At 51.3% G+C, this 23,779-nt stretch carries 22 protein-coding genes, 1 rRNA gene, 1 other RNA gene and 1 other annotated feature; of the genes, 1 reads left to right on the top strand and 23 read right to left on the bottom strand.

Annotation, left to right across the window (positions count from 1 at the left end):
• From L6H65_RS06575 to rpoE, 16 genes are all read right to left on the bottom strand, one after another.
• A 16S ribosomal RNA gene (locus L6H65_RS06575) occupies positions 1-112 on the bottom strand; the annotation flags it as partial.
• A 391-nt stretch (positions 113-503) separates the two neighbouring features.
• On the bottom strand, positions 504-767 hold the full coding sequence (locus L6H65_RS06570; RefSeq protein WP_236339695.1) for a pro-sigmaK processing inhibitor BofA family protein: 264 nt from the start codon (positions 765-767) through the stop codon (positions 504-506).
• Positions 764-1,042 carry a DUF2508 family protein gene (locus tag L6H65_RS06565; RefSeq protein WP_236339694.1) on the bottom strand — a complete coding sequence of 93 codons (279 nt, stop codon included), beginning with the start codon at positions 1,040-1,042 and terminating at the stop codon, positions 764-766. The genes L6H65_RS06570 and L6H65_RS06565 overlap by 4 nt, the downstream gene beginning before the upstream one ends.
• A gap of 217 nt (positions 1,043-1,259) precedes the next feature.
• Positions 1,260-1,859, bottom strand: coding sequence for a recombination mediator RecR (gene recR / locus L6H65_RS06560; protein ID WP_236339693.1), 600 nt, complete (start codon positions 1,857-1,859; stop codon positions 1,260-1,262).
• A gap of 24 nt (positions 1,860-1,883) precedes the next feature.
• Positions 1,884-2,195 (bottom strand): YbaB/EbfC family nucleoid-associated protein, encoded by a 312-nt coding sequence (locus L6H65_RS06555; protein WP_236339692.1) that lies wholly within the window; start codon positions 2,193-2,195, stop codon positions 1,884-1,886.
• A 43-nt stretch (positions 2,196-2,238) separates the two neighbouring features.
• A complete protein-coding gene (gene dnaX, locus L6H65_RS06550) occupies positions 2,239-4,056 on the bottom strand; it encodes a DNA polymerase III subunit gamma/tau (protein WP_236339691.1) in 1,818 nt (605 codons plus the stop codon).
• Positions 4,057-4,155: 99 nt separating this feature from the next.
• On the bottom strand, positions 4,156-5,601 hold the full coding sequence (locus L6H65_RS06545; protein ID WP_236339690.1) for an ATP-binding protein: 1,446 nt from the start codon (positions 5,599-5,601) through the stop codon (positions 4,156-4,158).
• Between the two features lie 149 nt (positions 5,602-5,750).
• An RNA gene (gene ffs / locus L6H65_RS06540) (signal recognition particle sRNA large type) lies at positions 5,751-6,017 on the bottom strand.
• A gap of 87 nt (positions 6,018-6,104) precedes the next feature.
• Positions 6,105-6,551 carry a hypothetical protein gene (locus L6H65_RS06535; protein ID WP_236339689.1) on the bottom strand — a complete coding sequence of 149 codons (447 nt, stop codon included), beginning with the start codon at positions 6,549-6,551 and terminating at the stop codon, positions 6,105-6,107.
• An 84-nt stretch (positions 6,552-6,635) separates the two neighbouring features.
• The gene (rpmE, locus tag L6H65_RS06530) at positions 6,636-6,833 is read right to left on the bottom strand and encodes a 50S ribosomal protein L31 (protein WP_236339688.1); all 198 of its coding nucleotides are present in this window, start codon (positions 6,831-6,833) and stop codon (positions 6,636-6,638) included.
• Positions 6,834-6,960: 127 nt separating this feature from the next.
• The gene (locus L6H65_RS06525) at positions 6,961-8,214 is read right to left on the bottom strand and encodes a radical SAM family protein (RefSeq protein WP_236339687.1); all 1,254 of its coding nucleotides are present in this window, start codon (positions 8,212-8,214) and stop codon (positions 6,961-6,963) included.
• A 23-nt stretch (positions 8,215-8,237) separates the two neighbouring features.
• Entirely contained in the window at positions 8,238-9,599 is a 1,362-nt protein-coding gene (rho, locus tag L6H65_RS06520; RefSeq protein ID WP_236339686.1) for a transcription termination factor Rho, read from the bottom strand.
• Positions 9,600-9,701: 102 nt separating this feature from the next.
• Positions 9,702-10,955: a UDP-N-acetylglucosamine 1-carboxyvinyltransferase gene (gene murA / locus L6H65_RS06515; RefSeq protein ID WP_236339685.1), complete on the bottom strand. Its 1,254-nt coding sequence runs from the start codon at positions 10,953-10,955 to the stop codon at positions 9,702-9,704.
• Positions 10,956-11,412: 457 nt separating this feature from the next.
• On the bottom strand, positions 11,413-11,811 hold the full coding sequence (locus tag L6H65_RS06510; RefSeq protein WP_290370321.1) for a response regulator: 399 nt from the start codon (positions 11,809-11,811) through the stop codon (positions 11,413-11,415).
• Between the two features lie 148 nt (positions 11,812-11,959).
• Positions 11,960-13,564, bottom strand: coding sequence for a CTP synthase (gene pyrG / locus L6H65_RS06505; RefSeq protein WP_236339684.1), 1,605 nt, complete (start codon positions 13,562-13,564; stop codon positions 11,960-11,962).
• Positions 13,565-13,781: 217 nt separating this feature from the next.
• Positions 13,782-14,351, bottom strand: coding sequence for a DNA-directed RNA polymerase subunit delta (rpoE, locus tag L6H65_RS06500; RefSeq protein WP_236339683.1), 570 nt, complete (start codon positions 14,349-14,351; stop codon positions 13,782-13,784).
• 344 nt (positions 14,352-14,695) lie between these two features.
• On the opposite strand from rpoE, the gene L6H65_RS06495 reads away from it, so the two are divergent.
• Positions 14,696-15,829, top strand: a complete 1,134-nt coding sequence (locus L6H65_RS06495) for a S8 family peptidase (protein ID WP_236339682.1) — start codon at positions 14,696-14,698, stop codon at positions 15,827-15,829.
• Between the two features lie 167 nt (positions 15,830-15,996).
• Here L6H65_RS06495 and argS (L6H65_RS06490) read toward each other — a convergent pair whose 3' ends face one another.
• From argS (L6H65_RS06490) to speE, 7 genes are all read right to left on the bottom strand, one after another.
• Positions 15,997-17,676 (bottom strand): arginine--tRNA ligase, encoded by a 1,680-nt coding sequence (argS, locus tag L6H65_RS06490; protein ID WP_236339681.1) that lies wholly within the window; start codon positions 17,674-17,676, stop codon positions 15,997-15,999.
• Positions 17,677-18,254: 578 nt separating this feature from the next.
• Complete coding sequence (locus tag L6H65_RS06485; protein WP_236339708.1) at positions 18,255-18,725, bottom strand: YwiB family protein; 471 nt, start codon at positions 18,723-18,725, stop codon at positions 18,255-18,257.
• A gap of 187 nt (positions 18,726-18,912) precedes the next feature.
• The gene (gene argS / locus L6H65_RS06480; RefSeq protein ID WP_371877671.1) at positions 18,913-20,610 is read right to left on the bottom strand and encodes an arginine--tRNA ligase; all 1,698 of its coding nucleotides are present in this window, start codon (positions 20,608-20,610) and stop codon (positions 18,913-18,915) included.
• Positions 20,611-20,678: 68 nt separating this feature from the next.
• Positions 20,679-20,952, bottom strand: a binding site (T-box leader).
• Between the two features lie 148 nt (positions 20,953-21,100).
• Positions 21,101-21,349 carry a DUF7667 family protein gene (locus L6H65_RS06475; RefSeq protein WP_236339680.1) on the bottom strand — a complete coding sequence of 83 codons (249 nt, stop codon included), beginning with the start codon at positions 21,347-21,349 and terminating at the stop codon, positions 21,101-21,103.
• A gap of 64 nt (positions 21,350-21,413) precedes the next feature.
• The gene (locus L6H65_RS06470) at positions 21,414-21,917 is read right to left on the bottom strand and encodes a DNA-deoxyinosine glycosylase (protein WP_236339679.1); all 504 of its coding nucleotides are present in this window, start codon (positions 21,915-21,917) and stop codon (positions 21,414-21,416) included.
• Between the two features lie 99 nt (positions 21,918-22,016).
• Positions 22,017-22,886, bottom strand: coding sequence for an agmatinase (gene speB / locus L6H65_RS06465; RefSeq protein ID WP_236339678.1), 870 nt, complete (start codon positions 22,884-22,886; stop codon positions 22,017-22,019).
• Between the two features lie 14 nt (positions 22,887-22,900).
• On the bottom strand, positions 22,901-23,728 hold the full coding sequence (gene speE, locus L6H65_RS06460; protein WP_236339677.1) for a polyamine aminopropyltransferase: 828 nt from the start codon (positions 23,726-23,728) through the stop codon (positions 22,901-22,903).
• Positions 23,729-23,779: the final 51 nt, after the last annotated feature.

The following is a 23,779-nucleotide window of genomic DNA, read 5'->3' as shown; positions in this document are numbered from 1 at the left end:
CCGTCCGCCGCTAACCATCAGAGAAGCAAGCTTCTCTTCAAGTCCGCTCGACTTGCATGTATTAGGCACGCCGCCAGCGTTCGTCCTGAGCCAGGATCAAACTCTCCATAAAAGAAGTTTTTCCGAACCGGCGTTAGCCGTTGAGAAAAAAGCTTCAACGAAGTTTTTCTTTTGCAGCGTTAGCTGCTAGAGAAAAAGCTCCAAGGATGGCTTGTTAGCTCATCGCTGACTTACATTTAAAACCTGTTTGACAGGTCGCTCATTGTTCAGTTTTCAAAGAACAAATTCTTGTTTATCTCGTCGTCACCTCTCAGCGGCGACTTGATTAATATATCATGTTTGCCTATATGATTGCAAGCATTATTTTAAAATAATGTTCGCAGCCCGACAATCATGATGTGACGCGAACATTACTTTAGCATAGCTCCCCCATTGTGGTCAAGCCTTTTCAATATCCTATTCAAATCCCATCTATGTAAAGCAGCTCTTTGCAATAATGCCCATTAGAACAGCGTCCACTGCAATCCTGCAATCAGCATAATTCCCGGTAACCCCAACAATACCACTGTACCAATTGTCGTTGGATTAATCGGAATCTTGAAGCCAGATACAATGCCCGAGTAGTTGAGCAGGTACAGAGCAACAGCAGCGACGACAAGGTGGAGCAGAAACCTGCTCACCCAATGCCAGGACAGCTTCTGCCTCAGCACCACTGCAACGAGCAATAGTGCCGAGGCGCTCAGAACAATAAGCCACATCATTTTCATATCGCTTCCCCCTTGAACCACTTTGGCCACTTCATAGGAAGCGCTTTGGCTTTGCGCAGCAACATCTCATAACGCTTCTCAGCAGCTTCTATAGCAAAGATTGCGTAATCCACCTGATCTTTTCCTAACGCATATTCGAAGTGGCGCATCGCATTATCCCATTCGCGCTTGGCCGTCTTGATTTCTTCATATAGGAGATACATTTCTGATTGAACCGAAGCATCCTCCTTGTTCACAGCTTCCTCTCTCCGCAGCCGCAGCCACCGTCTCCACATCCGCATTCCCCTCCGCTTGTCCGACTTTCTATCGCATGCGCTGACGCACATGTAATATCAATCTATGAGGCCAGAGAAAAATTAGAACAGAAGGCAAGCTCATATCCTGCGCCGCGACATCACTTGCCCTGCGGGCAAATCATTCAGTCATCTTTTTTGCATGCAAAAAGACCCTGCAAGTTCATCGCCCTCGCAAGGTCTTCCACAGCTTGTATATTCAACTCAGTTCTCTTCGGCCCTCAAGCGCTCTGGACAGCGTTACTTCATCGGCATACTCCAGATCACCGCCAACAGGCAATCCATGTGCAATTCGCGTCACTTTAATACCAAAGGGCTTAACAAGCCGTGACAGATACATCGCGGTAGCTTCACCTTCAATATTAGGGTTAGTCGCCAAAATCATCTCTTGCACCGTTTCGTCACCCAGCCGCTTCAGCAGCTCCGCAATTCGGATATCATCCGGTCCAATCCCCTCCATCGGGGAAATTGCACCCTGGAGAACGTGGTACTGGCCTTGGAATTCCTTCGTCCGTTCCATCGCGACGAGATCCCTTGATTCCTGCACGACACATATAACAGAGGCGTCTCGGGTCCTATCCTGACAAACACGGCATGGATCGATATCGGTAATGTTGCAGCAGACCGAGCAATAATGAAGATTCCGCTTCACACTTACAAGCGCCTTCGCGAAGTCAATGACATCGTCTTCCTTCATCCGCAGCACATGAAAGGCAAGTCTTGCCGCAGTCTTAGGACCGATACCCGGCAAGCGGCTGAAAGCGTCAATTAGTTTGGCTATCGGTTCGGGATAATACAAGGCAAAGCTCCTCTACAACAAAGATTAGAACAGTCCTGGGATTTTCATGCCACCCGTAAATTTGCCCATATCTTGGTTTGCGAGCTCATCAACTTTATTAAGCGCATCATTAACAGCCGTTAAGACTAGATCCTGAAGCATTTCAACGTCATCCGGATCTACTGCTTCCGGTTTGATGATGATGCTTTGCACATTTTTGTGTCCGTTCACAGTAACGGTGACGACACCGCCGCCCGCAGTTCCTTCAACCGATTTTGTTCCAAGCTCTTCTTGCGCTTTAAGCATTTGCTCCTGCATCTTCTTCACTTGCTTCATCATTTGATTCATGTTGTTCATTGGAATATCTCTCTCCTCATTGGTTAGTTGCAATCATTTAGTTTCACTTTTCCTCAACGACTACGAGGTCTTCGCCAAATAGCTTGACCGCTTCCTCAATCCATTCCGGCTGCGAGGATACAGCGCCCTGCTCGTCAGAATGCATGAGGAGCGGCTCTGCCGCCGCTGCTGGTCCAGCATCGGCAGCTGCTTGCCAATCCTTCATCATCACGGTTGCAAGCATGAGCGGTTTCCCGAAGGATTCCTGCATGACTCGCTCAATCAGCTCCCGATTGGCAGGCTTCTCCGTCGTCTCACGGTGCATCGTATTCTTGAAGGCTACAAGCACCGATTTGTCATCTGCGGCTACAGGCTCGCCATCCACGAGCCAGGCATGCACTGTAATTCGCGCTTCCTTGACCCGCTGCAGAATTTCACTCCACTTCATTCGTATCCCATTCGTCGCCTCACTGCCGGCTGCCGCCACATAGGGAGCCAGCTTCACCCCTGACCGAGGGATTCCGCTTGTCGCCCCGCTGCTGCGAGCGCCGAACTGCCCTGCTCGATTGGTCTTGCCCCCGCCTCGGCCATCTGCCGCATCTCCGGCTCCTGTCCCATCCCCCGCAGACCGAACACCGGATCGGAGCAATTGCTCCAGCTTCTCCTCCAATGCGTCGATCCGCTTCTGGAGACGCGCCACTTCTGCCGGGGGTGCCCCTCCCGATGCAGACGGGCCCTCCGCAGATTGTCCCGCAGCAGCCGATATGTGACGTTCAGCACGGGATGCGTCTCCGGCTTCAGGCAGTGTGCAAATTTTCATAAGGGCAACTTCGAATATAGTCTGAGGCAACGAGGCATGACGAATCTCAATCTGATATTGGTTCAGCACGTCAATCATCTTGAATAGCCGCTCCGAGCTGAAAGCCTCCGCCATTGCCTGGTACCGCTCCTGATCCACTAAACGTTCTGTCGATGCCCGCCCTTGCGGCGCAAGCTTGATGACCAGCAGATCACGGAAATAATAGACCAGGTTCTCCAGACACTTGTCTGCACTTTTGCCGGCCTGCATGAGCCCTTCTACGAGCGGCAGTACAGCGCCGGCATTCCGTTCACGAACAGCATCCGCCAATTGGGCGAACTGCTCGGCTGCCAAACCTCCCGTAACATCAACCGCTCCCGCAAGTGTAATACGTTCTCCGTCATATGCAGAGACTTGCTCCAGTAAGCTGATGGCATCACGCATTCCGCCATCGGATAGACGGGCAATATAAGCCAGCGCATCCTCCTCGGCTTCAATACCTTCATCCTTGCATATCCGCCGCAGCCGTTCCGTCTGCTCAGGAAGCGGCACCTGCCTGAAATCAAAGCGCTGGCAGCGCGATATAATAGTTGCGGGCAGCTTGTGCGGCTCCGTTGTCGCCAATATAAAAACGACATGAGCCGGCGGTTCCTCCAGCGTCTTCAGCAGCGCATTGAATGCCTCGGAGGTAAGCATATGGACTTCATCTATAATATACACTTTATTGCGGACATCGGAAGGCGCATAACGCACTTTGTCCCTTATGTCGCGAATTTCATCAATTCCTCGATTGGAGGCCGCATCTATCTCCACAACATCCATAATTGTACCGGCAGTAATGCCAAGACAAGCATCACATTCATTGCACGGCTCTGTCGCCGGACCCCGCTCGCAGTTGATCGCCTTGGCCAGCACTTTGGCTGCTGTCGTCTTCCCCGTCCCCCGAGGACCGTTGAACAAATAAGCGTGCGAAACTCGTTGTTCACGAATAGCATTCTGCAATGTTTGTACAATATGCTGTTGACCAACCATATCCCGAAACGTCTGCGGACGCCAGGAGCGATATAAGGCTATATGTGTCACGCTTTACCGTTCCTTTCGGCTCATTTCCATGATGGGGCGTTTATTAGGGCATTGCTCGATTCTCTCTATTATACACGATGACAACGCTCAAAAAAACAGTCAACAAGGCAATATGATGGTGAATTGTGCGCCGTCCTCCCTGCTGACTGCTCGAATCGTGCCGTCAAATTCGTGGAGAATTCGCTGGCACACGGACAATCCGAGCCCAGTACCGTTGGCTTTGGTCGTCACGAAGGGATCAAATATTTTGTCCAGCATATGTACAGGAATTCCCGGTCCGTTGTCCTGGATGTCGATGATAATCCACTCACCCTCTGCATCCTGCTCCGCTCTTCCTTGGATTGTGAGAATACCGCCCTCCGTCATCGCTTCGATTCCGTTCTTGCAAATATTCAGAAACACCTGTTTCAGCATTTCCCGATCAGCCGTTACAGACGGCAGCGATTCTGCCATCTCCCAATGGACCGTTATGTCATGGAGCGTCGCCTCGCTGGATATTACCGGCATAATACCATTCAGCACCGTATGAATATCGACTTCATCATAAACAACGTTCCTTGGCTTGCTTAGCATGAGAAATTCACTGACCAGCTCATTAATCCGATCCAGCTCTGTCAGCATAATATCGGTATAACCCACTTCTTTGGACATATCGCGATCAATCATTGTTTTGCGGAACATCTGGAGGAAACCTCTAATCGCAGTTAATGGATTGCGGATTTCGTGAGCTGCGCCTGCAGCGATCTGGCCGATCATCGCCAGCCGGTCGCTCCGCTGCACCTGCTCCTCAAGCGATCTCAGATTGGTTATATCCTTGAAAATAATATAGGCGCCTTCCATGCTGCCATCCGGACTGCGCAGCCAGCCGACATCCATCAGCAGCTCTGTCCGTTCCTTATGAATCCATGTGATCGGATAGTTCCGTACAGCATCCCCATACTCCAATGCCGACCGAATAATAGCATATTCATTCTCCGCATTAGCGAAAAAACGGGATAGCGGCTCGTTAACGACGACCGCTTTGCACACCCCCAGCACCTGGCAAGCAAGCGGACTTATATCAAGTATTCTGGAATCCGGCTGCAGCAATACGACCCCTATATGCTCATCAGTCAGCATCGTCTTGCCGAAACGCTCGATGAGACTCCCTTTCATGGCAGGCTCCTGGTTGTACAGCAATAGCATCGTTAGAATGCCAAGCTCCGTCTCGATGACCATTCGAATGACGAGCACACACAGACTAGACCCGTCCGCTCTGCTCATGAGCACCGTCATCGGCTCTACAACACGCTCTGTAAGAGAACGAAGAAAACGATCCGCAGACACCCACTCTGACGACGAGCCGTCACGAAGGAACATGCGAAGAGGCTTATTCTCAATGAACGACGCCGAATATCCCGTTTCTCTCAAAAAATGCATGTTGCAGCGCACCACACGAGCTCCGCTATCTACTACAATAGCCATCGTACCCTGCAACCGGTTCGAATAGTCGTCGAATGACCGTAAACTGAGCTTTACTATGGATTCCGATGGAGTATCGTACATAAGCATCCCCTCTTTACTGGATCCGTTCTCGGAGCTATTCACAGCTTGCGCACCCTCATTTTATATAAGAAATAAAAAACATCCTCAGCGCTCATGATGAGACACGCTTGGATGTTTGGGCTACTCATTATTATTTGGGATTAGATAAACCGTGCACCTGCCCTCGATATATACGACCCGGGCGGCCATTTTACTCCCAGCTCTGGCCAGGCACTCCCCCGGCACATGAACGTACCTGCTTACGGCTGCTTCCTTCCGGACCTGACCGGGTTCACAAGCGCCCATTGCGGAGGACCCATTCCGTCAACACTGTTCATAAAAACCAGCCCCGCATCAGTATAACCTCAGACAGGAATTCAACCTCGCTACAGCGGATTGCGAGTTACAGGGCACCGCTACCTCCCCATCTAGCACGGCAGAACCTAGTATATCGCGTTCCGGGCCAAGATGCAACCTATCGGGAAAAGTTGCCTTCTCGCGATGTAATAAAATGCCTGCCAGCATTATTGTTTGCTGGTGTTCACATGCACGATATATCTTGGCATATTGGAACGAAGTACAGACAACGCCTTATGTCGCAGCTGCGCTTCATCAACTCCAGCCTCTGGCCGAAGGGTAGCGTATAAATTGGTCCCTTGAAAAGTAATGTTCATCTTGGCTATGCCGCCAATCTCCTTCAGCTTCTTCTCGGCGAAATCACCGTCTTCGCCGTAATTCAAATAGGAGCCGTTCCGATTGGGCAGGTGCGGATTACTGTTCGAGCGGCCCAAATAGCCGTCATTGCCGTAGGACCTGGTCTTCATGCTGGTATTGCCGTTATTGTCGTTATTGTCGTTATTGCCGCCATTATTATTGCCGCATGCGGACAGCATCAGCAGCAGTCCCAGCATCAAGGCGACTGATATCCATTTCATGCCCGCTTGTGTAAGTTTGCGATTGGAACCCGCCATTTAAAAAAACCTCCCTTTAACCATAGGATGGCTGAGGGAGGTTCTTGTATTCTGCTAATTTTCGGCAGAAGCGACTTGTAAGGATTAAATGCCGTATTTCTTTTTGAATTTGTCGACGCGTCCACCAACATCCACGAATTTTTGCTTGCCCGTATAGAACGGGTGACATGCGGAACAGATCTCTACGCGCAGGTTCTGTTTAACAGAACCAGACTCAAAGCTGTTGCCACAAGCGCAAGTAACCGTGGTGATGTGGTATGTCGGATGAATAGCTGCCTTCATCGCGCTCACCTCTTTCTGCCCTGAATCAACATGCGGATCCAGAGTTTAAAATACACACTGCGACGATTATAGCATGCATGACCTAACCACCGCAATGTATTTGTTCTGATCGCATGATGCTGCCAGCCTACCTCTTAATCGATGCAGGCGGCACATGCGTATAGGAGCCAATAACAACATCAGGCACTTCTTGCGCATAAATCTCCAGCATTTGCTTCATGCCATATATTTCGCCCTGCGGCTTCGGGATCAGCTCCAGATAGCTCTCTGGATCAATATTCAAATTCCGCATTTGAATGAGTCGCAGACCGGTGCGTTTAATAAAGCCCAGCATCGCATCGATCTCTTCTTCCCGATCCGTCACACCAGGGAAAATAAGATAGTTGATAGAGGTATATACCCCTTTGTCCGCTGCATATCGAAGCGATTTCTCGACATTGGCCAACGTATATCCACGAGGCTTGTAGTATGCATTATAATGGTCATCCAGCGCACTTATCGTGCTAACTCTCATCAGACTCAATCCTGCATCTACAATACCGCGGATATGATCGGTCAAGCCCGCATTGGTATTAATGTTGATATGTCCCAGCGAGGTTCTGCTCCGCACTTCACGCATCGCTTCTATGATGATTTTGGCCTGTGTCGAAGGCTCGCCCTCACACCCCTGCCCGAAGCTGATAATCGATTCCGGCGTTTGCAGATGCTCCATCATAATGTCAACAATTTCACTTGTCGTCGGCTTAAAGTTCATTCTCGTCTGCGGTGCAGGAAATCCGCTATCATCCGGCTGTTCGGAAATGCAGCCATAGCAGCCCGCGTTGCAGGAGAATGAAACAGGCACGGCCCCTTCCCAGCGCTGCAGGAACGTATTGGAGGCTGTTAAGCATTCATAACCAAGCGCACAGTTCGACAAATGCTGATACAGCCGATTCTCCGGGTATTTGGCGAGCAGACGCTCCACACCTAGACTTAGTTCTTGAGGATCGCAATTAAGCGGATTCCACCGCTCAGGATCATCGCATTTCTGTGCGGCGACATAGAAGCCGTCTTCCTTCCACACAACGGCTGAATAGCCGAACAGCGGCAGCTTCTGCGTCTTGTCTGTTTTCATATAGCCTGGAATGCTGAGCCGGGTAAAACCTTGCGGAAGCAGCGCCCCAACCGCCTGAACCTCTCCAGGCAGCGGACGCATCTCGCCGGAAGCGGCATGGATGCCTATCGGCCGCGTGTACGGCAATCCGACTAAAGTAGCCCCCTCAGGAAGCGGGATCAGCTCATCTTCCATTAGTTCAACGATCATATCCCCGCTGCGCCCAAGCGCAATCCAATCCGGGTGGTCGAACAGATTGCCTTGTTCGTCCGCATATACGAGATTCATGTTGTCACCTCCTGCTCTTTCCCCTACGTCGCAGGTGTCGAGCGAGTTGGACGCCTGCCTGCCCCCATACCGCTAGAGCTTCCGGACGAGCTTGGCGGCCTGCTGCCAGTTCTTTGCGAAGGCGCCTGTGGTGGAGTCGCGGATAGGTCGAGAGACATCAGAAATTCTTCATTGGTCTTCGTATCCGCCAGCTTTTTCAAGAAACCATCAACAAATTCCAGTGAATCATTCATGTTTTTGCGAATTGCCCATACTTTGTCAAGCTCTTCCTTTGTCAACAGCATTTCTTCACGCCTTGTACCCGAACGACGGATGTCCAGCGCTGGGAAGATACGGCGTTCAGCAAGCTTGCGGTCGAGATGAAGCTCCATGTTGCCCGTTCCCTTGAACTCCTCATAGATAACATCATCCATACGGGAGCCTGTTTCTATCAATGCTGTAGCCAGTATCGTCAGGCTGCCGCCTTCCTCCACATTCCGCGCAGATCCGAAGAAACGCTTCGGCCGATGAAATGCTGCAGGATCGATACCGCCGCTGAGCGTTCTGCCCGATGGGGGAATCACTAGATTATAAGCACGTGCAAGACGTGTAATACTATCAAGAAGAATAACGACATCCTTCTTATGCTCTACAAGTCGAAGCGCGCGTTCCAGCACAAGCTCAGCTACCTTAATATGATTCTCCGGCAGCTCATCGAACGTTGATGCCACAACCTCGCCCTTCACTGAACGCTGCATATCCGTTACTTCCTCTGGCCGTTCATCAATCAGCAGCACGAAAAGCTCGATCTCTGGATTGTTCGTCGAAATGCTGTTGGCAATTTCTTTGAGCAGCAGCGTCTTGCCCGCCTTCGGCGGTGCGACAATCAGACCGCGTTGACCAAGACCAACGGGAGCGAGCACGTCCATAATACGTGTTGATAATTTTGACTGGGAGGTTTCAAGTACAAGCTTCTTTTCTGGATAGAGAGGAGTAAGAGCAGGAAAATGAAGGCGTTCAGCAGCATGTTCGGGGCTTTCTCCGTTGACCGCGTTAACCTGAAGCAGTCCGAAGTACCGTTCATTCTCTTTGGGAGCACGGCATTTGCCCGAAACAAGATCACCTGTACGCAGATCGAACTTGCGAATTTGCGATGCCGAGATATAAATATCTTCTGTGCTCGGCAAGTAGTTGATCGGTCTGAGAAAGCCGTAGCCCTCTGATAAAATTTCAAGCACGCCCTGCATAAACATAAGACCGCTTTGCTCTGCTTGAGCACGTAAAATGGCAAAGATCAATTCTTTCTTCTTAAGCTGACCGTAATAAGGAATCTGATATTGTTTAGCAAGCTTATATAATTCAGTCAGCTTCATTTCTTCAAGATCTGCGATCTGAAGTTCGGACATATTCTCACCACTTCTTTGTCAATATACAATCTTTTCATTACCCGTAATCCAACTTATCCCATCATTGCCGTAAAACACTCGGTCTATTCCCGCCGTTCATGATCACTCTTGCTCCCGCCACACATCTGCGCCAAGCATTCGTAGATTGTCTACTAAATTATCATAACCCCGATCGATGTATTCGACGCCGGTAATTTCGGTTACACCCTCCGTGACAGTAAGCGCCGCAACAACGAGCGCAGCCCCTGCCCGCAAATCCGCAGCCTTAACCTTCGCAGCGTTAAGCGGACCACCCTCAACGATTGCCGAGCGTCCTTCCACGCGGATGTTAGCACCCATACGCGAAAGCTCCGGAACATGCTTGAACCTGTTGCTGTACACATAATCGCTCAAGATGCTTACACCTTTGGTCTGTGTCAACAGGCTGGTCATAGGGGATTGCAAATCAGTGGCAAATCCGGGGTACACTAATGCCTTAACATCTATCGACTCATAATGAGGCTGTCCCACAATACGGATTGACTCATCCATCTCATAGACATGAACACCCATCTCTTGCAGCTTGGCAGTCATGGCTTCCATATGTTTAGGGATTACATTATCTATAATAACATCGCCGCGAGTTGCCGCAGCAGCTATCATGTAAGTACCTGCTTGAATCCGGTCAGGAATAATGGAATGTCGGCAGCCGTGCAGGCTATCTACGCCTTCGATCCGTATCGTTTCCGTTCCCGCTCCCTTAATCTTGGCACCCATGGCGTTCAAAAGCGTAGCTACATCTATGATTTCAGGCTCTTTTGCCGCGTTTTCGATAATTGTGGAACCTTTAGCCCTTGAGGCTGCAAGCATAATATTAATCGTTGCTCCAACACTGACAACATCCAGATAAATCTTGGCTCCGCGAAGCTCCTTGGCTACGATGCGCACCGATCCATGATCGTTAGTCACTTCCGCGCCAAGCGCTTCAAAACCTTTAATATGCTGATCAATTGGTCTGGGCTCGAAATTGCAGCCGCCAGGCAATCCAATCGTCGCTTCGCCGAATCGGCCAAGCATTGCACCCATCAAATAGTAGGATGCGCGAAGCAGTTTCACTTTTCCATTAGGCATTGGGGTCGATTTCATTTGCGAGGGGTCAATGACGATTGTATCACCGCTCCAGGCCACCGTGCCGCCCAGTTCCTGCAAAATATCGCTGTATACCGCTACATCGCTTAGAAGCGGCAAATTGTCCAGTGTGACTGTAGATTCCGCAAGAATCGCGGCAGGCAGAAGAGCGACAGCGCTATTCTTCGCTCCACTGATCTGTACAGTCCCTCGCAGCGGATGTCCGCCGCGTATCATTAATTTTTCCATCAGAATTAGTATCCTCCACTCGGAAGAGAACAAAGGAAAAACCGCCTGAAACCCTATTAGGAACATCGCGTGAAGGACACACTCCGTTCCGCACAGCCAAACCACGAACAAGATGGTGTTCCAATGGTTCCATACGGTCCGGTTGTATTCGCTGCCGCACAGCAGGCGCTCTACATTCGGCTGATGCTTGAATAAGAAGACGCCAGTCGTTCTACTTGGGCTTCACACTGCGGTTTTTCCTTGCTCCGGAATTACACTCTATTGCTTGCTGCCGAACAGCTGGATTATTGCTATCACAATTGTTTCTTACCCACTTGATGATGGGTATCAGGCTGAGACTATTCCAACTTGTCATACTGAACTAGTATACCACAACGGGACATCGTATGGTACAAGTCTTTGCGCAATCGAATTCCCGCTCTGGCCGCGATAAAATGCAAAAAAATGAGGGTCCCGATTAGGACCCCACCGCATACCAGTTGTTCGATTCCCCGCCGCGCAATTGCATATTGACGGCCATTCGCATTTCATCGATATCGAATGGTTTCGTGAAGTGCATAAGCGCGCCGTGGTCAGTCGCTTCTTTGATCATGTCCAGCTCTCCATACGCTGTCATCATGATCACTTTGATTTCCTTGTTGATCGCCTTCAGATGCTTTAGAATCTCAAGACCATCCATGCCCGGAATCTTCATATCTAACAAGACAAGATCGGGTGCTTCATCTCTTACGATTTCAAGCGCAAGCTTGCCGTTGGAGGCTTGAAAGGTCTCATACCCCTCACTGCTAAAGACTTCCATCAGCAAGACGCGAATGCCGTTTTGATCATCAACGATCAGCACTTTCTTCTTATCCAACTTGAAACCCTCCTACAAATGCCGATATCTTAAAGTACGACACGAATTGTCAACCCTTCACAAACATTCAATCGTTAACATATTCGCGCGCCAGCATCCATTTCCTGCTTCTTAATTGGAAAAAAGAGAAAAATAGTAAAAAAATAAATCAGTTTTCAGCATTCTTAAGCGCAGCTTGTACGAAACCGCGGAATAACGGCTGCGGCCGGTTCGGTCTTGAAGTGAATTCCGGATGGAACTGCACCGCTAGAAACCAAGGGTGGCCTGGCAGCTCGATCATCTCAACAAGACGGCCATCAGGCGAAGTCCCGGAGATCAGCAATCCAGCCGCTTCAATCGTTTCACGATATTCGTTATTAAATTCGTACCGGTGGCGATGACGCTCGTAGACCAGCTCGTCCCCATATTCACGCTCTGCGAGCGAGCCTGGAATCAGCTTGCACGGATATAAGCCAAGACGCATCGTGCCGCCCAGATCCTCGATGTCCTTCTGCTCAGGCAGCAGGTCGATAACCGGATATGGCGTTGACGGATTGATCTCCGAGCTGTTGGCATCGCGCAAGCCCGTTATGGAACGCGCATACTCGATAACGGCAACCTGCATGCCGAGACAAATGCCGAAGAACGGCACGTTGTTCTCGCGCGCATAGCGGATCGCATTGATTTTGCCCTCAATGCCGCGATCACCGAAGCCTCCAGGCACCAGAATGCCGTGCACGCCTTGCAGACTATCCGCTACGTTGCTCTCTGTCAGCTCCTCTGCATTGACCCAGCGAAGCTTCACTTCGGCATCTGCAGCAAATCCGGCATGACTCAATGATTCAACGATACTAAGATACGCGTCGTGCAGTGCAACATATTTGCCTACAATTGCAATCTCTGTTGTGCGGCTGAGCTGTTTCACGCGCTTGACCAGACTTTCCCATTCTGTCATATCAGGAGGAGTAGTCGTCAGCTTCAGATGGTTCACGACGATATCATCCAGCCCCTGTTCGCGCAAATTAAGCGGAACCTCATACAGGGTCGACGCATCGCGGCATTCGACGACGGCGTTGGCGTCAATATCGCAGAACAGCGCGATTTTGCGTTTCAGCTCATCAGCCAGCGGATATTCTGTCCGACATACAACAACATTAGGCTGGATGCCGATACTGCGCAATTCCTTCACACTATGCTGGGTCGGCTTCGTCTTCACTTCGCCTGCCGCTTTAATGTAAGGAATGAGCGTAACATGAATATACATCACATTATCGCGTCCGATATCGCTCTTGATCTGGCGAATCGCTTCGAGGAACGGCAAGCTTTCAATATCGCCTACTGTACCGCCAATTTCTGTGATGACGACATCAGAACCGGTCTCCCTGCCCGCACGGAATACACGATCCTTAATTTCGTTCGTAATATGGGGGATTACCTGGACGGTTCCGCCGAGATACTCGCCGCGACGTTCCTTGGTAATAACCGTGGAATAGATTTTCCCTGTCGTGACGTTGCTGTTCTTGGACAGGTTGATATCGATAAACCGCTCATAATGACCCAAATCGAGATCCGTCTCCGCTCCGTCATCGGTAACGAACACTTCTCCATGCTGATACGGACTCATTGTGCCTGGGTCCACGTTGATATACGGATCGAACTTCTGAATGGTCACCTTCAAGCCCCGGTTTTTGAGCAATCGACCAAGCGATGCCGCTGTAATGCCTTTACCCAGAGACGAAACAACACCGCCGGTCACAAAAATATATTTGGTCACTGATGATACCCTCCACGCTATTATGTTAAAGTATAGGGTTGCCCATTTCACGTATAAAAATGGAACAAAAAAAAGAAAAAAGTGACACCCGTATAAACGGGGCACTTTCTTTGATTGCATATCACTTACACACGAACTTAAAGCCCATGCAATAGTGTACTCTTCGCAACTGCCCGCTGTCAAGAGAACATCTGCGGTCAGCGTCGTCTTTTATTTGTTACTTGTCATCTTCACTATCGTCAGCGTCATCCTCGAAGTCGTCTTCCTCATCCGATTCGTCCAGCTCTTCAGAATCCTCATCATCCGATTCTTCTCCAAGCTCTTCATCATCGATTAAAACTTCTTCGTCAACTTCAGCTTCTTCTTCTGCTTCTTCGAATTCTTGATCCTCATCATAAGCATCGAAGTCCTCTTCATCCGCCGCGAAGGTTTCCTCTTCATCATCGGAGTAGAGATCATCATCGTCATCTTCGTCGTTAATGATTCGAGGACGCTTGGCGCTGCCTACCGGATCCTCGGAACGCTCAACCGGATACCAGCGTTTCAAGCCCCACATATTGCTGCCGACACAGGCGAAACGACCGTCGATATTGATTTCTGTATATACTTGCGCTATTACCTGGTTGATTTCTTCTTGAGACAAGCTTCTGATTTTCGCGATTTCTGTCATTAAATCACGAAAGTAGAAGGGCGTGTTGACCGCTTTCAGCAATTCAAAAGCCAAATCGACCATCGGCATTTCCTTAATGCGCTCAGGATCGATCTTCAAGGTGTAGTCACTGCTCATCTTGACACTTCCTCTCATGCGAATCCGCTTATTCCTCAAGCGATCCATTATCATCCTATAGTAAAACCTATTTCCTGCAAAAAAGCAAGCATCCCCGCCGATCAAAACAAAAGAAAAAGCGAAGGGCGACCCCCTCGCTTTGACTGTATCCTGCCGGATGCTGAAGCAGCGCCCTACCCGATTGTACTAAAGCCGCTGCTTGCTCCTTATTCATACTATGTCCTTGGACGGCGAATGACACGGTTTTGCGCCTAATTATATGAAAAAAGGCAGCTTGCTCATACAGCTTGTTGCTCTCCTTCATACAATACTTCAGCATGATCCGACTTGGAGGGGACGCCAAATTGGACAGAACCGCAATTCTCCGTTGGTTACACAGCGCTCTTGCTAAGCCCGCCAATCGTGCAAAACGGCGAATCATCCGTTTTCAGCAGCATAGCGACTACAAGCGCTTTCTCCATGAATGGTCAGGGTTGAACACATCTCCCGCCTCCCAGAATGCTATCCGGCATTTGCCCGCGATCGCAGCCTTCTCTCTCCTCTTGTCGGATGAGGAACTAGCCCCTCGCTTGCATGAGAGCATATGGATCGAGGATGACCCGCTTGTGACGGTTCACGGCACGGTTCACAAACCGGCTGCCCGCGAGAGGGGAATTCCCTGGGGCGTAGGCCAGATTAGAGCTCCGCAAGCATGGAGCACAACAACAGGCCATCGCATTAAGGTCGGCGTCATCGATACGGGTGTCGACTTCAGCCATCCGGATCTGAAGCAGTCGCTCGCGCGTGGAATTAATTTGCTGAATCGTGGATCGCTGCCGCATGATGACAATGGTCATGGCACGCACATCGCAGGCACGATAGCAGCAGCCAACCAGCTTCACGGCATGATCGGAGTCGCTCCACGCTCTACCATCTATCCTGTCAAAGCCTTTGATCAGAACGGCAGCGCGTTCGTCTCGGATATTATTCTCGGTATTGATTGGTGCGTCCGCAATCGCATGGATATCATCAATATGAGCTTCGGCATGAAGACACGCAGCAAGTCGCTGTTGAGCGCCGTGACGAATGCGTACAATGCCGGCATCATTATTATTGCTTCTTCAGGCAACGACGGCAAACGCAAGTCGATTGATTATCCTGCACGCTATTCGCAGACGATCTCCGTCGCTGCTACGAACCGGCTGCGCCGTGTAGCCCTGTTCAGCAATCGTGGAACCTACGTCGATATATTCGCCCCCGGGGACAAAATTCTATCAGCCTGGTTGAGAGGCAAATACAATGAAATGAGCGGCACTTCAATGGCAACCTCCCATGTGAGCGGCGCCGTCGCACTGCTGCTGGCTCACCGTCCGGGTCTATCCCCGGCAGAGATAAAGTCCATTCTTAGGCGGTCAATGACACCCCTTAGAGGGACCAAAACTCCCCGGCAAACCGGGGAGCTGGATGTCATGCGCATGCTGCAGGCCGCTGACCGTTAGGTTCGCGGCCTGCAGCATGCTATAGTTGCCGGCTCGTCAATATGCAGCCGTATATGCAGATGTTAGTATGCATGCGTTCACTTTTACGGACGGCCGAGTACGGCACTTAATCTTATACCGCGTTCCGTTTGCGCGTGGCCATGTGCGGACCTACTCGCGCTGTCACGCTACATCCGATCCGGAGCGGATACACCCACAAGCCGAAGCACATTGGCGATGACTGTGCGGACAGCTCCTAGCAGCGCCAGACGCGCCGCTGTCTGGGCCGCATCCTCCGTTATGACGCGCTCCGCCCTGTAATAGCTGTGGAACTGGGCCGCCAGCTCGTATACATAGCGAATAAGCCGATGCGGCGCATACTGCTCTGCTGCTTCCGCGATTTCTTGTGGAAGCTCGCCCATTTTGCGAAGCAGGTCGAACTCATGCTCCGTCGTCAGCTTGGCATAATCTACGGCAGCGGAATCGCTGACAGCTACCCCCTGCTCCTCTGCCTGCCGGAAAATGCTGCAAATACGCGCATAAGCATACTGCACATAGAAGACCGGATTTTCATTCGAGGTCGAAATAGCCAAATCCATATCAAAATCCAAATGCGAGTCCATGCTGCGCATCGTAAAGAAGTATCGAATGGCATCCACTCCGACTTCATCCATCAAATCTTCCATCGTAACCGCTTTGCCCGTTCGCTTGGACATCTTCACCTTCTCCCCGTTCTGGAAAAGGCTGACCATCTGGGCAATCAGCACTGTCAGTTTGCCGGGATCGTTGCCGAGTGCCTCCATCGCCGCTTTCACACGCGGGATATAACCATGATGATCCGCTCCCCAGATGTTGATCATCCGATCGAAGCCACGGCCGTACTTATCACGGTGGTATGCGATATCAGGCGTCAGATAGGTGTACGAGCCGTCATTCTTCACAAGAACCCGGTTCTTGTCGTCGCCGTAATCCATCGTGGACAACCAGGTTGCCCCACCTTCCTCGAACACCTGTCCTCGCTCACGCAGCGCTTCCAGCGCCTCTTCAACCTGTCCGGTCTCATAGAGCGATGTTTCGCTGAACCAGACGTCGAAGCCGACGCGGAACCGCCCGAGATCTCGCTTGATCTTATCCAACTCGCGCTGAAGTCCGAATTCGCGGAAGAATACAAAGCGCTCTTCCTCCGGCAGCGACAGCAGCCGATCCCCCTCCGCCTCGACAAGCAGCTTGGCGAAACCGACGATATCCTCGCCGTGATAACCATCCTCCGGCATTGCCGCATCTTGGCCAAGCGCCTGCTTGTAGCGGGCTTCAATCGACCTCGCAAGGTTGGCAACCTGATTGCCGGCATCATTAATATAATACTCTCGCGTAACCTTGTACCCTGCAAAATCAAGCACATTGCACAGCGCATCGCCAACCGCTGCCCCGCGCGCATGACCAAGATGCAGACTGCCTGTCGGATTCGCGCTTACATACTCCATCTGCACGCTTTGCCCTGCCCCGATGTCGATTCGGCCATACTCGGCCCCCTGAGCGATAACCTCTGCTACGACTGGATACAGATAGCTTTTGTTCAATCGGAAGTTGATGAAGCCAGGTCCGGCGATTTCGGCCGATTGAATATGCCCTTTATCCTTGGCCAGATTCGCCACGATAGCTTCAGCGATTTGACGAGGGTTCTTCTTAGCCAGCTTCGTCAGCTGCATAGCGGCATTCGTCGCCAAATCACCATGCGCCTTATCCTTCGGAACCTCCAGGACGAAGAGAGGCAGCTCCTCCCGACTGACAAGCTCTGCGGCAACCACTGCATCAGCAATCGCCTCTTTCACCTTTGCATGCAGCTGTTCGATTACATTTGTTTTCATCGTTATTCGTTCCTCCAAAAAGTGTTTTCTGTGTATGTCTTGTCGCTAATCATAGAGAACGGGCCTCTGTATAAACATAGGGCCGCTTTTATATACATGGTTAAGAGTCGCCGCCGCAAGGCTCAATACCATACATGCACCGACTCCTCGCACCGCGCGCAGCTCCCAGCGCGGTGTTTCGCTACAGCTTCTGTAAGCGGGTTTTTCCGTTTTACAGCTTTAGCTTACCATCACCGAGTCTCTGTAAGCAGATTTTTCCGCGTTAAACTCACCTTAGCAGCCACTTATGTCTCAAAATTGAACCCATAAGGCGGCAAAAACCTCTTACAGCAACGTAAATAATCCTTTTTACAGCTGTAAGCGGGAAATCTCATCTTACAGCACCGCACCGCAACACTTGCAGCAGAATTCATGAGTAACAAAATAGCAGCATTCATTTTGCTAGCCACTCACTCTACTACCGCAGGGTAACTGGATGCGCTATACTGCTTGTTGTTGCAGGATCACTGAAAACGCTATGTTACCATGCATCAGCTGTGCGTCACTCAATTAGACAATGCTGTCGGCTGAATGGATTGCTACATATGCTGTTTCTCCGCGCGAAGCCGAATCTTGAAGGTTCCTGTCAGCTCATCTTCGATCCACATCGTGTAATGCCATTCCAATAGCAGCGGAAGGGTTAGCTCTGGCTCTTCAATGGCAAGTTCAGAATGTGTCATGTCTCCACTCTGGAGCATGTCCCCGCATTGCATCCATAGCAAGGTTGTATCCGTCTCTAACCGGAACCGCGCCAACGATGACTTATATTGACCGTATCGACGAGCGCCGGCAACGAAGATCTGCTCGGATTCAACATCGCCGCGGCGCGTCACACTAAGCTCCCCGTCTCGCCAGCGTACGATCGCGCGCGCTTTGCCATACGACTCTGTTTCATCATAACGAATAAATATGGATCGATTCTTGCAGAACCATTCGCCACTATGCTCTATGATCTGCTTCTCGCCGTCTATCTCGCTCTCCAGCGTGATCCGAACCTGCGCTCTGTCCATTGCCACTGGCACGCCTCCTGTCCATTCCTCTCATGCTCCTACTATAATGGAGGAGATAGGACGATTTCAATTCAACTTCCCAGAATGCTGCACCCATGCTGCACCCATGCTGCACCCATGCTGCACCCATGCTGCACCCATGCTCCATCCATCCTCTATTCCAGCCTTTGTTTCGGCATACACACGCTCAGATTTGCTGTGGAGACTTGACGCCTAACAACTGAAGCCCAGAACGCAGCACCTGGACTGCTGCAGCTACAATCCCCAGCTTTGCCAGCGTTTCCTCTGATGATTCCGTGATCACCCTATCCTGATTATAGAAGCGGTTGAAGCTTTTGGACACCTCCAGCAGATGCCTGGCCAGCACGGACGGCTCATGAACACGCAGCGCTTCTTCGATAGCAGCCGGATAAGCGGCAACCATCTTCAAACATTCCCACGCAGCTGCGCTGTATAAATAAACGCCATCCTGCAAGATTTCATCGACCGCCAGCCCTTTGTCCATACCTGTCTTGAGCAGCTTATAGCCTCTCGCTGCCGTATACTGCACATAAGGACCTGTTTCGCCTTCAAACTTGATCGCTTCATCCAGCGAGAAATCCACCTCCAGCATACGGTTGTGCTTCAAATCACCGAATACGATCGCGCCTATCCCGACTGCTTCTGCTACTTCCCTGCGATTGTCCAGCGCGGCATTCTTTTCCTCAATGATCTCCTCCGCTTTGCGCACCGCTTCATCCAGCACTTCATCCAGATAAACCACTTGGCCTTTGCGCGTAGACATTTTTCGTCCATCGATCTTCATCAATCCGAAAGGAATATGTCGGCATTGATGTGACCAGCCCACACCCATCCGCTTCAAAACATGGAACACCTGCTGAAAATGAAGCTTCTGCTCCCCACCGACGACATACAGCAGAAGATCGCCATTCATCTCCGTTTTGCGGTACAGCGCGGTAGCCAAGTCCCTCGTTGGATAAATTGTCGTCCCGTCAGATTTCAGAATGAGGCAGGGCGGCACCCCTTCATCGTCAAGGCGCACCACCTGAGCCCCGTCGCTCTCTTCCAATAGCTCCAGCTCTCTCAGCTGACTAACGACCGCCTCCATCTTGTCATTATAGAAGCTTTCGCCAAGCGTATGATCAAACTTCACGCCTAGACGCGCATAGACACGCTCGAACTCCTCCAAGCTGACCGAAACGAAATACTGCCAGAGCCGAAGCGCCTCTGCATCGCCATTCTCAAGCCTCCAGAACCAGCGGCGCGCCTCCGCCTCCAGCGTATCGTCCTCCTCTGTCTCCTCATGAAATTTCACATAGAGCCGCAAACTCTCACGTATAGGCGCTTCCTTGAGCACCTCTTCATTGCCCCAACGCTTGTAAGCTTCCATCAGCTTCCCGAACTGGGTTCCCCAATCTCCGATATGATTCACGGTCACCACTTCATAGCCCGATATCCGGTACAAATTAGCGAGCGCATTGCCGATCATCGTTGAACGCAGATGGCCCACACCGAAAGGCTTCGCAATGTTTGGCGAGGACATATCGATAATAACCCGCTGTCCTTGACCAACTGCGGAGTGTCCGTAATCATGAGCCAAAGCGGCAGCAAGCAGCTTAGGCGCCCATTGCTGCGGATCAAATGATAGATTCAAATAGGGTCCCGCCGCTTGCGCGCTCACCCCTGATGCTCCTTCATTGAAACGAGCTGCCAGCTCCTCAGCGATAGCGTCAGGCGGCTTCCTCCACTCACGGGCCAGCGCATAACATGGAAATGCGACATCTCCAAGCCCCGGTCGCGGCGGCACTTCCAGCACAGCAAGAATCTCTTCCCTTGTCTGAGTTACATACGGCTGCAATTGTTCAACGGACCATTGCAATAAGATTGTCATCATTTTCAGCCTCCCTCGTCAGCTTTGTATAATGCCTAAAAAATAGAAAACCCCCGTCTCAATAAAGAGACGGAGGTTTAATCCGCGGTACCACTCTTCTGGCGTCTTCCGTTATTGAACCTGCACGCTGGTAAGCTGTACGGATTCATCTGCAAAGTAGATGCCTCTCAGGGCACGATAACGGGGTGACCGGACTGTCCTACGACGGTTAGCGCTGCTACCCCTCGGACAATCAACTCCCGGGCCCGCTTCCCCTGCATCGCTGCACCGGCTTCCACCAACCCGGCTCGCTGCTAGCACCGATCTGCAAGATACTGTCCCGTTCATCGTTTGTAGCTGTTATTTGTCTAATTATAGGCCATCGCCCCAAAATTGCAAGCGTATCTCCGCATAATCAGCACATAATCAAGCCGCACCGCGCGCAGCTCACAATGCGGTGCGGCTTGGACGGAGACCGAACATAATCGGCGGGCGCGGAGGACGCTCAAATACGAGGCGCAGGCGGCGATCCGCCCAGCTTCTCGATTCTGCGGCAAATATCGTGCTGCCACTCCCGATCCGATGTCATAGATGCCAGCAGCGACAAGTTATGTAAATTGGCGAGCATGCGGCAGTGCATGGCGTTGACCGCCAGACAATGCTCGAAATCAGCCTGCTCCTCACAAGTCAAAGCACGCCGGGTTCTTATGGTCCACAGCTCAGCAAGCCGCTCATGTATCGGCATAATCCCCATGTCTATCTACCCCCTGTTAGCCATTATGACCAAAAGGAGGGCAATCCAACATTCCAAGCGTACCTTATGCCAGATACGGGAGCAGCGCGCGCCACGCCTCAATCCGGTCTGCGGTCGTCCGCATCCGCTGCGTCGGTATCGGGCTAGTCGAAGGCAGCTTCAGCAGCGCGATACGATGGCATATGGGGTCGCTGCCATAATATTTTTTGAACGTATCATGGGACTTGCTGCCGTTGCAGGCAACACAAACGACACCAGAATAGCGCGCCAGGAGCCCGGGGATATCATTAGGGAGCTCGTCTTGAATATTGACATCGAGACTCCCCTCCCTGCGGCATGCAGCAATGGTATCCCACAGCGCGAACCCGCGCTCCTGCGCATAAGCAATTCGTTCATCGTAATCAGGAGACGGCTGCTGCCCGAACAGCCCATAAATAACTGGCCAGAAATGATTGCGGGGATGCCCGTAATACTGGCCTTTATCAAGGGACGCCGTCCCGGGCATGCTGCCAAGCACAAGCACCTTCGCCCGCTCATCGATGACTGGCGGGAATGACTTCACCTGCATCGTCTCATCTCCAATCCATCGTCCTGTCTGTCATATAAAAGAGCGGCCCATCGCAGGAGTACATTCCCCCTTTGCGGTGAGCCGCCTTATTAATAATGCCTATTTCAAGAATCCAAGCAGCATCTCGCGAATGACCTTCGCCGCGACGATCTGCGTCTGCTCCGTCGGGTCATAAGCAGGCGCAACCTCAACAAGGTCGCAGCCAACAATGTTCACACCGGAGCGCGCGATAGCATGCACCGCTTCGATAAGCTCCTTGGATGTGATGCCGCCCGCTTCTGCTGTTCCCGTACCCGGCGCACAGGATGGATCAAGCACGTCAATGTCAATCGTCAGATAGACAGGACGTCCTGCCAGCTCTGGCAGCACCTTCTTGAGCGGCTCCAGCACCTCGAACGGATAGAAATTAATGTTCTCGCGTGCAAACTGCCACTCCTCGCGCGAGCCGGAACGAATACCGAACTGGTAAATATTCTGGCCGCCCATCAGACCTGCCGCCTTGCGCAGCGGCGTGGAGTGCGACAACGGTTCGCCTTCGTATTCCTCTCGAAGATCCGCATGTGCGTCGAAATGAATGATCGCCAGATCCGGGTGCTTCGCGTACACCTCGCGGAAGATCGGCCACGATACGAGATGCTCGCCGCCCAGTCCGATCGGCATCTTGCCGTCAGCTAATACGCCGCGCACAAACTCACCGATGATGTCGAGCGAACGCGCTGCATTGCCGAACGGCAGCAGCAGGTCTCCAGCATCGAAGTATTCGATATCTTCGAGACTTCTATCCAGATACGGGCTGTATTCCTCCAGCCCGATGGATACCTCCCGAATGCGGGGAGGGCCGAAGCGCGAGCCCGGGCGGAAGGATACGGTAAAGTCCATCGGCATACCGTAAATAACGGCTTTGGATGCGGCATAGTCATCCGAGCTGAGGATGAAGACATTGCCGGAATATTTTTGATCGAGTTTCATGGGTAGCTTCTCTCCTATTTGACCAGGTCTTCCACAAATTTCGGCAGAGCAAACGCCGCTTTGTGCAGACGAGGGGAGTAATATTTGGTGTCGATCTCAGGAATGGACGATTCGTTGACTGCAAGCGGATCATGCTTCTTGCTGCCCAATGTGAACGTCCATAGGCCGCTCGGGTACGTCGGCACATTCGCCCAGTAGACGCGGACAATCGGGAATACTTCCTTCACATCGCGATTCACGCTCTCAATCAAATCTGCCTTGAACCAAGGGTTGTCCGTCTGAGCGACGAAGATTCCATCTTCCTTAAGCGCATCGTAGATGCCTTGATAGAAGCCGCGTGTAAACAGGTTTACCGCAGGACCTACAGGCTCGGTGGAATCAACCATGATAACATCATAGGCATTCTTATGATCATGAATATGCATGAAGCCGTCGTTAACGATCACCTCAACACGAGGGTCATCGAGTCCGCTAGCAATATTGGGCAGATACTTCTTGGAATATTCGATGACCTTGCCGTCGATATCAACAAGAACTGCCTTTTCCACCTCAGGATGCTTCAGAATTTCACGGATAACGCCGCCGTCGCCGCCACCGACAACAAGAACATGCTTCGGATTAGGATGCGTATAAAGCGCCGGATGGGCGACCATTTCGTGATAGACGAACTCATCTTTATCGGTTGTCATAACCATGCCGTCCAGGACGAGCATCGTGCCGAATTCTTCGGTCTCGATCATATCGAGCTTCTGAAAATCGGTTTGCTCGCTGACATAGGTTTCTGTAATCTTCGCTGTAATCCCGTAACTATCGGTTTGTTTCTCGGTATACCATAACTCCATCGCGTATCCCTTCTTTCTTCGTATGTATATGGGTTGCTTATATCAGTCAGG

The organism is Paenibacillus plantiphilus (assembly GCF_927798095.1).
Classification (GTDB): Bacteria; Bacillota; Bacilli; order Paenibacillales; family Paenibacillaceae; genus Paenibacillus_Z; species Paenibacillus_Z plantiphilus.
This window is presented reverse-complemented; position numbering and strand designations above follow the sequence as displayed.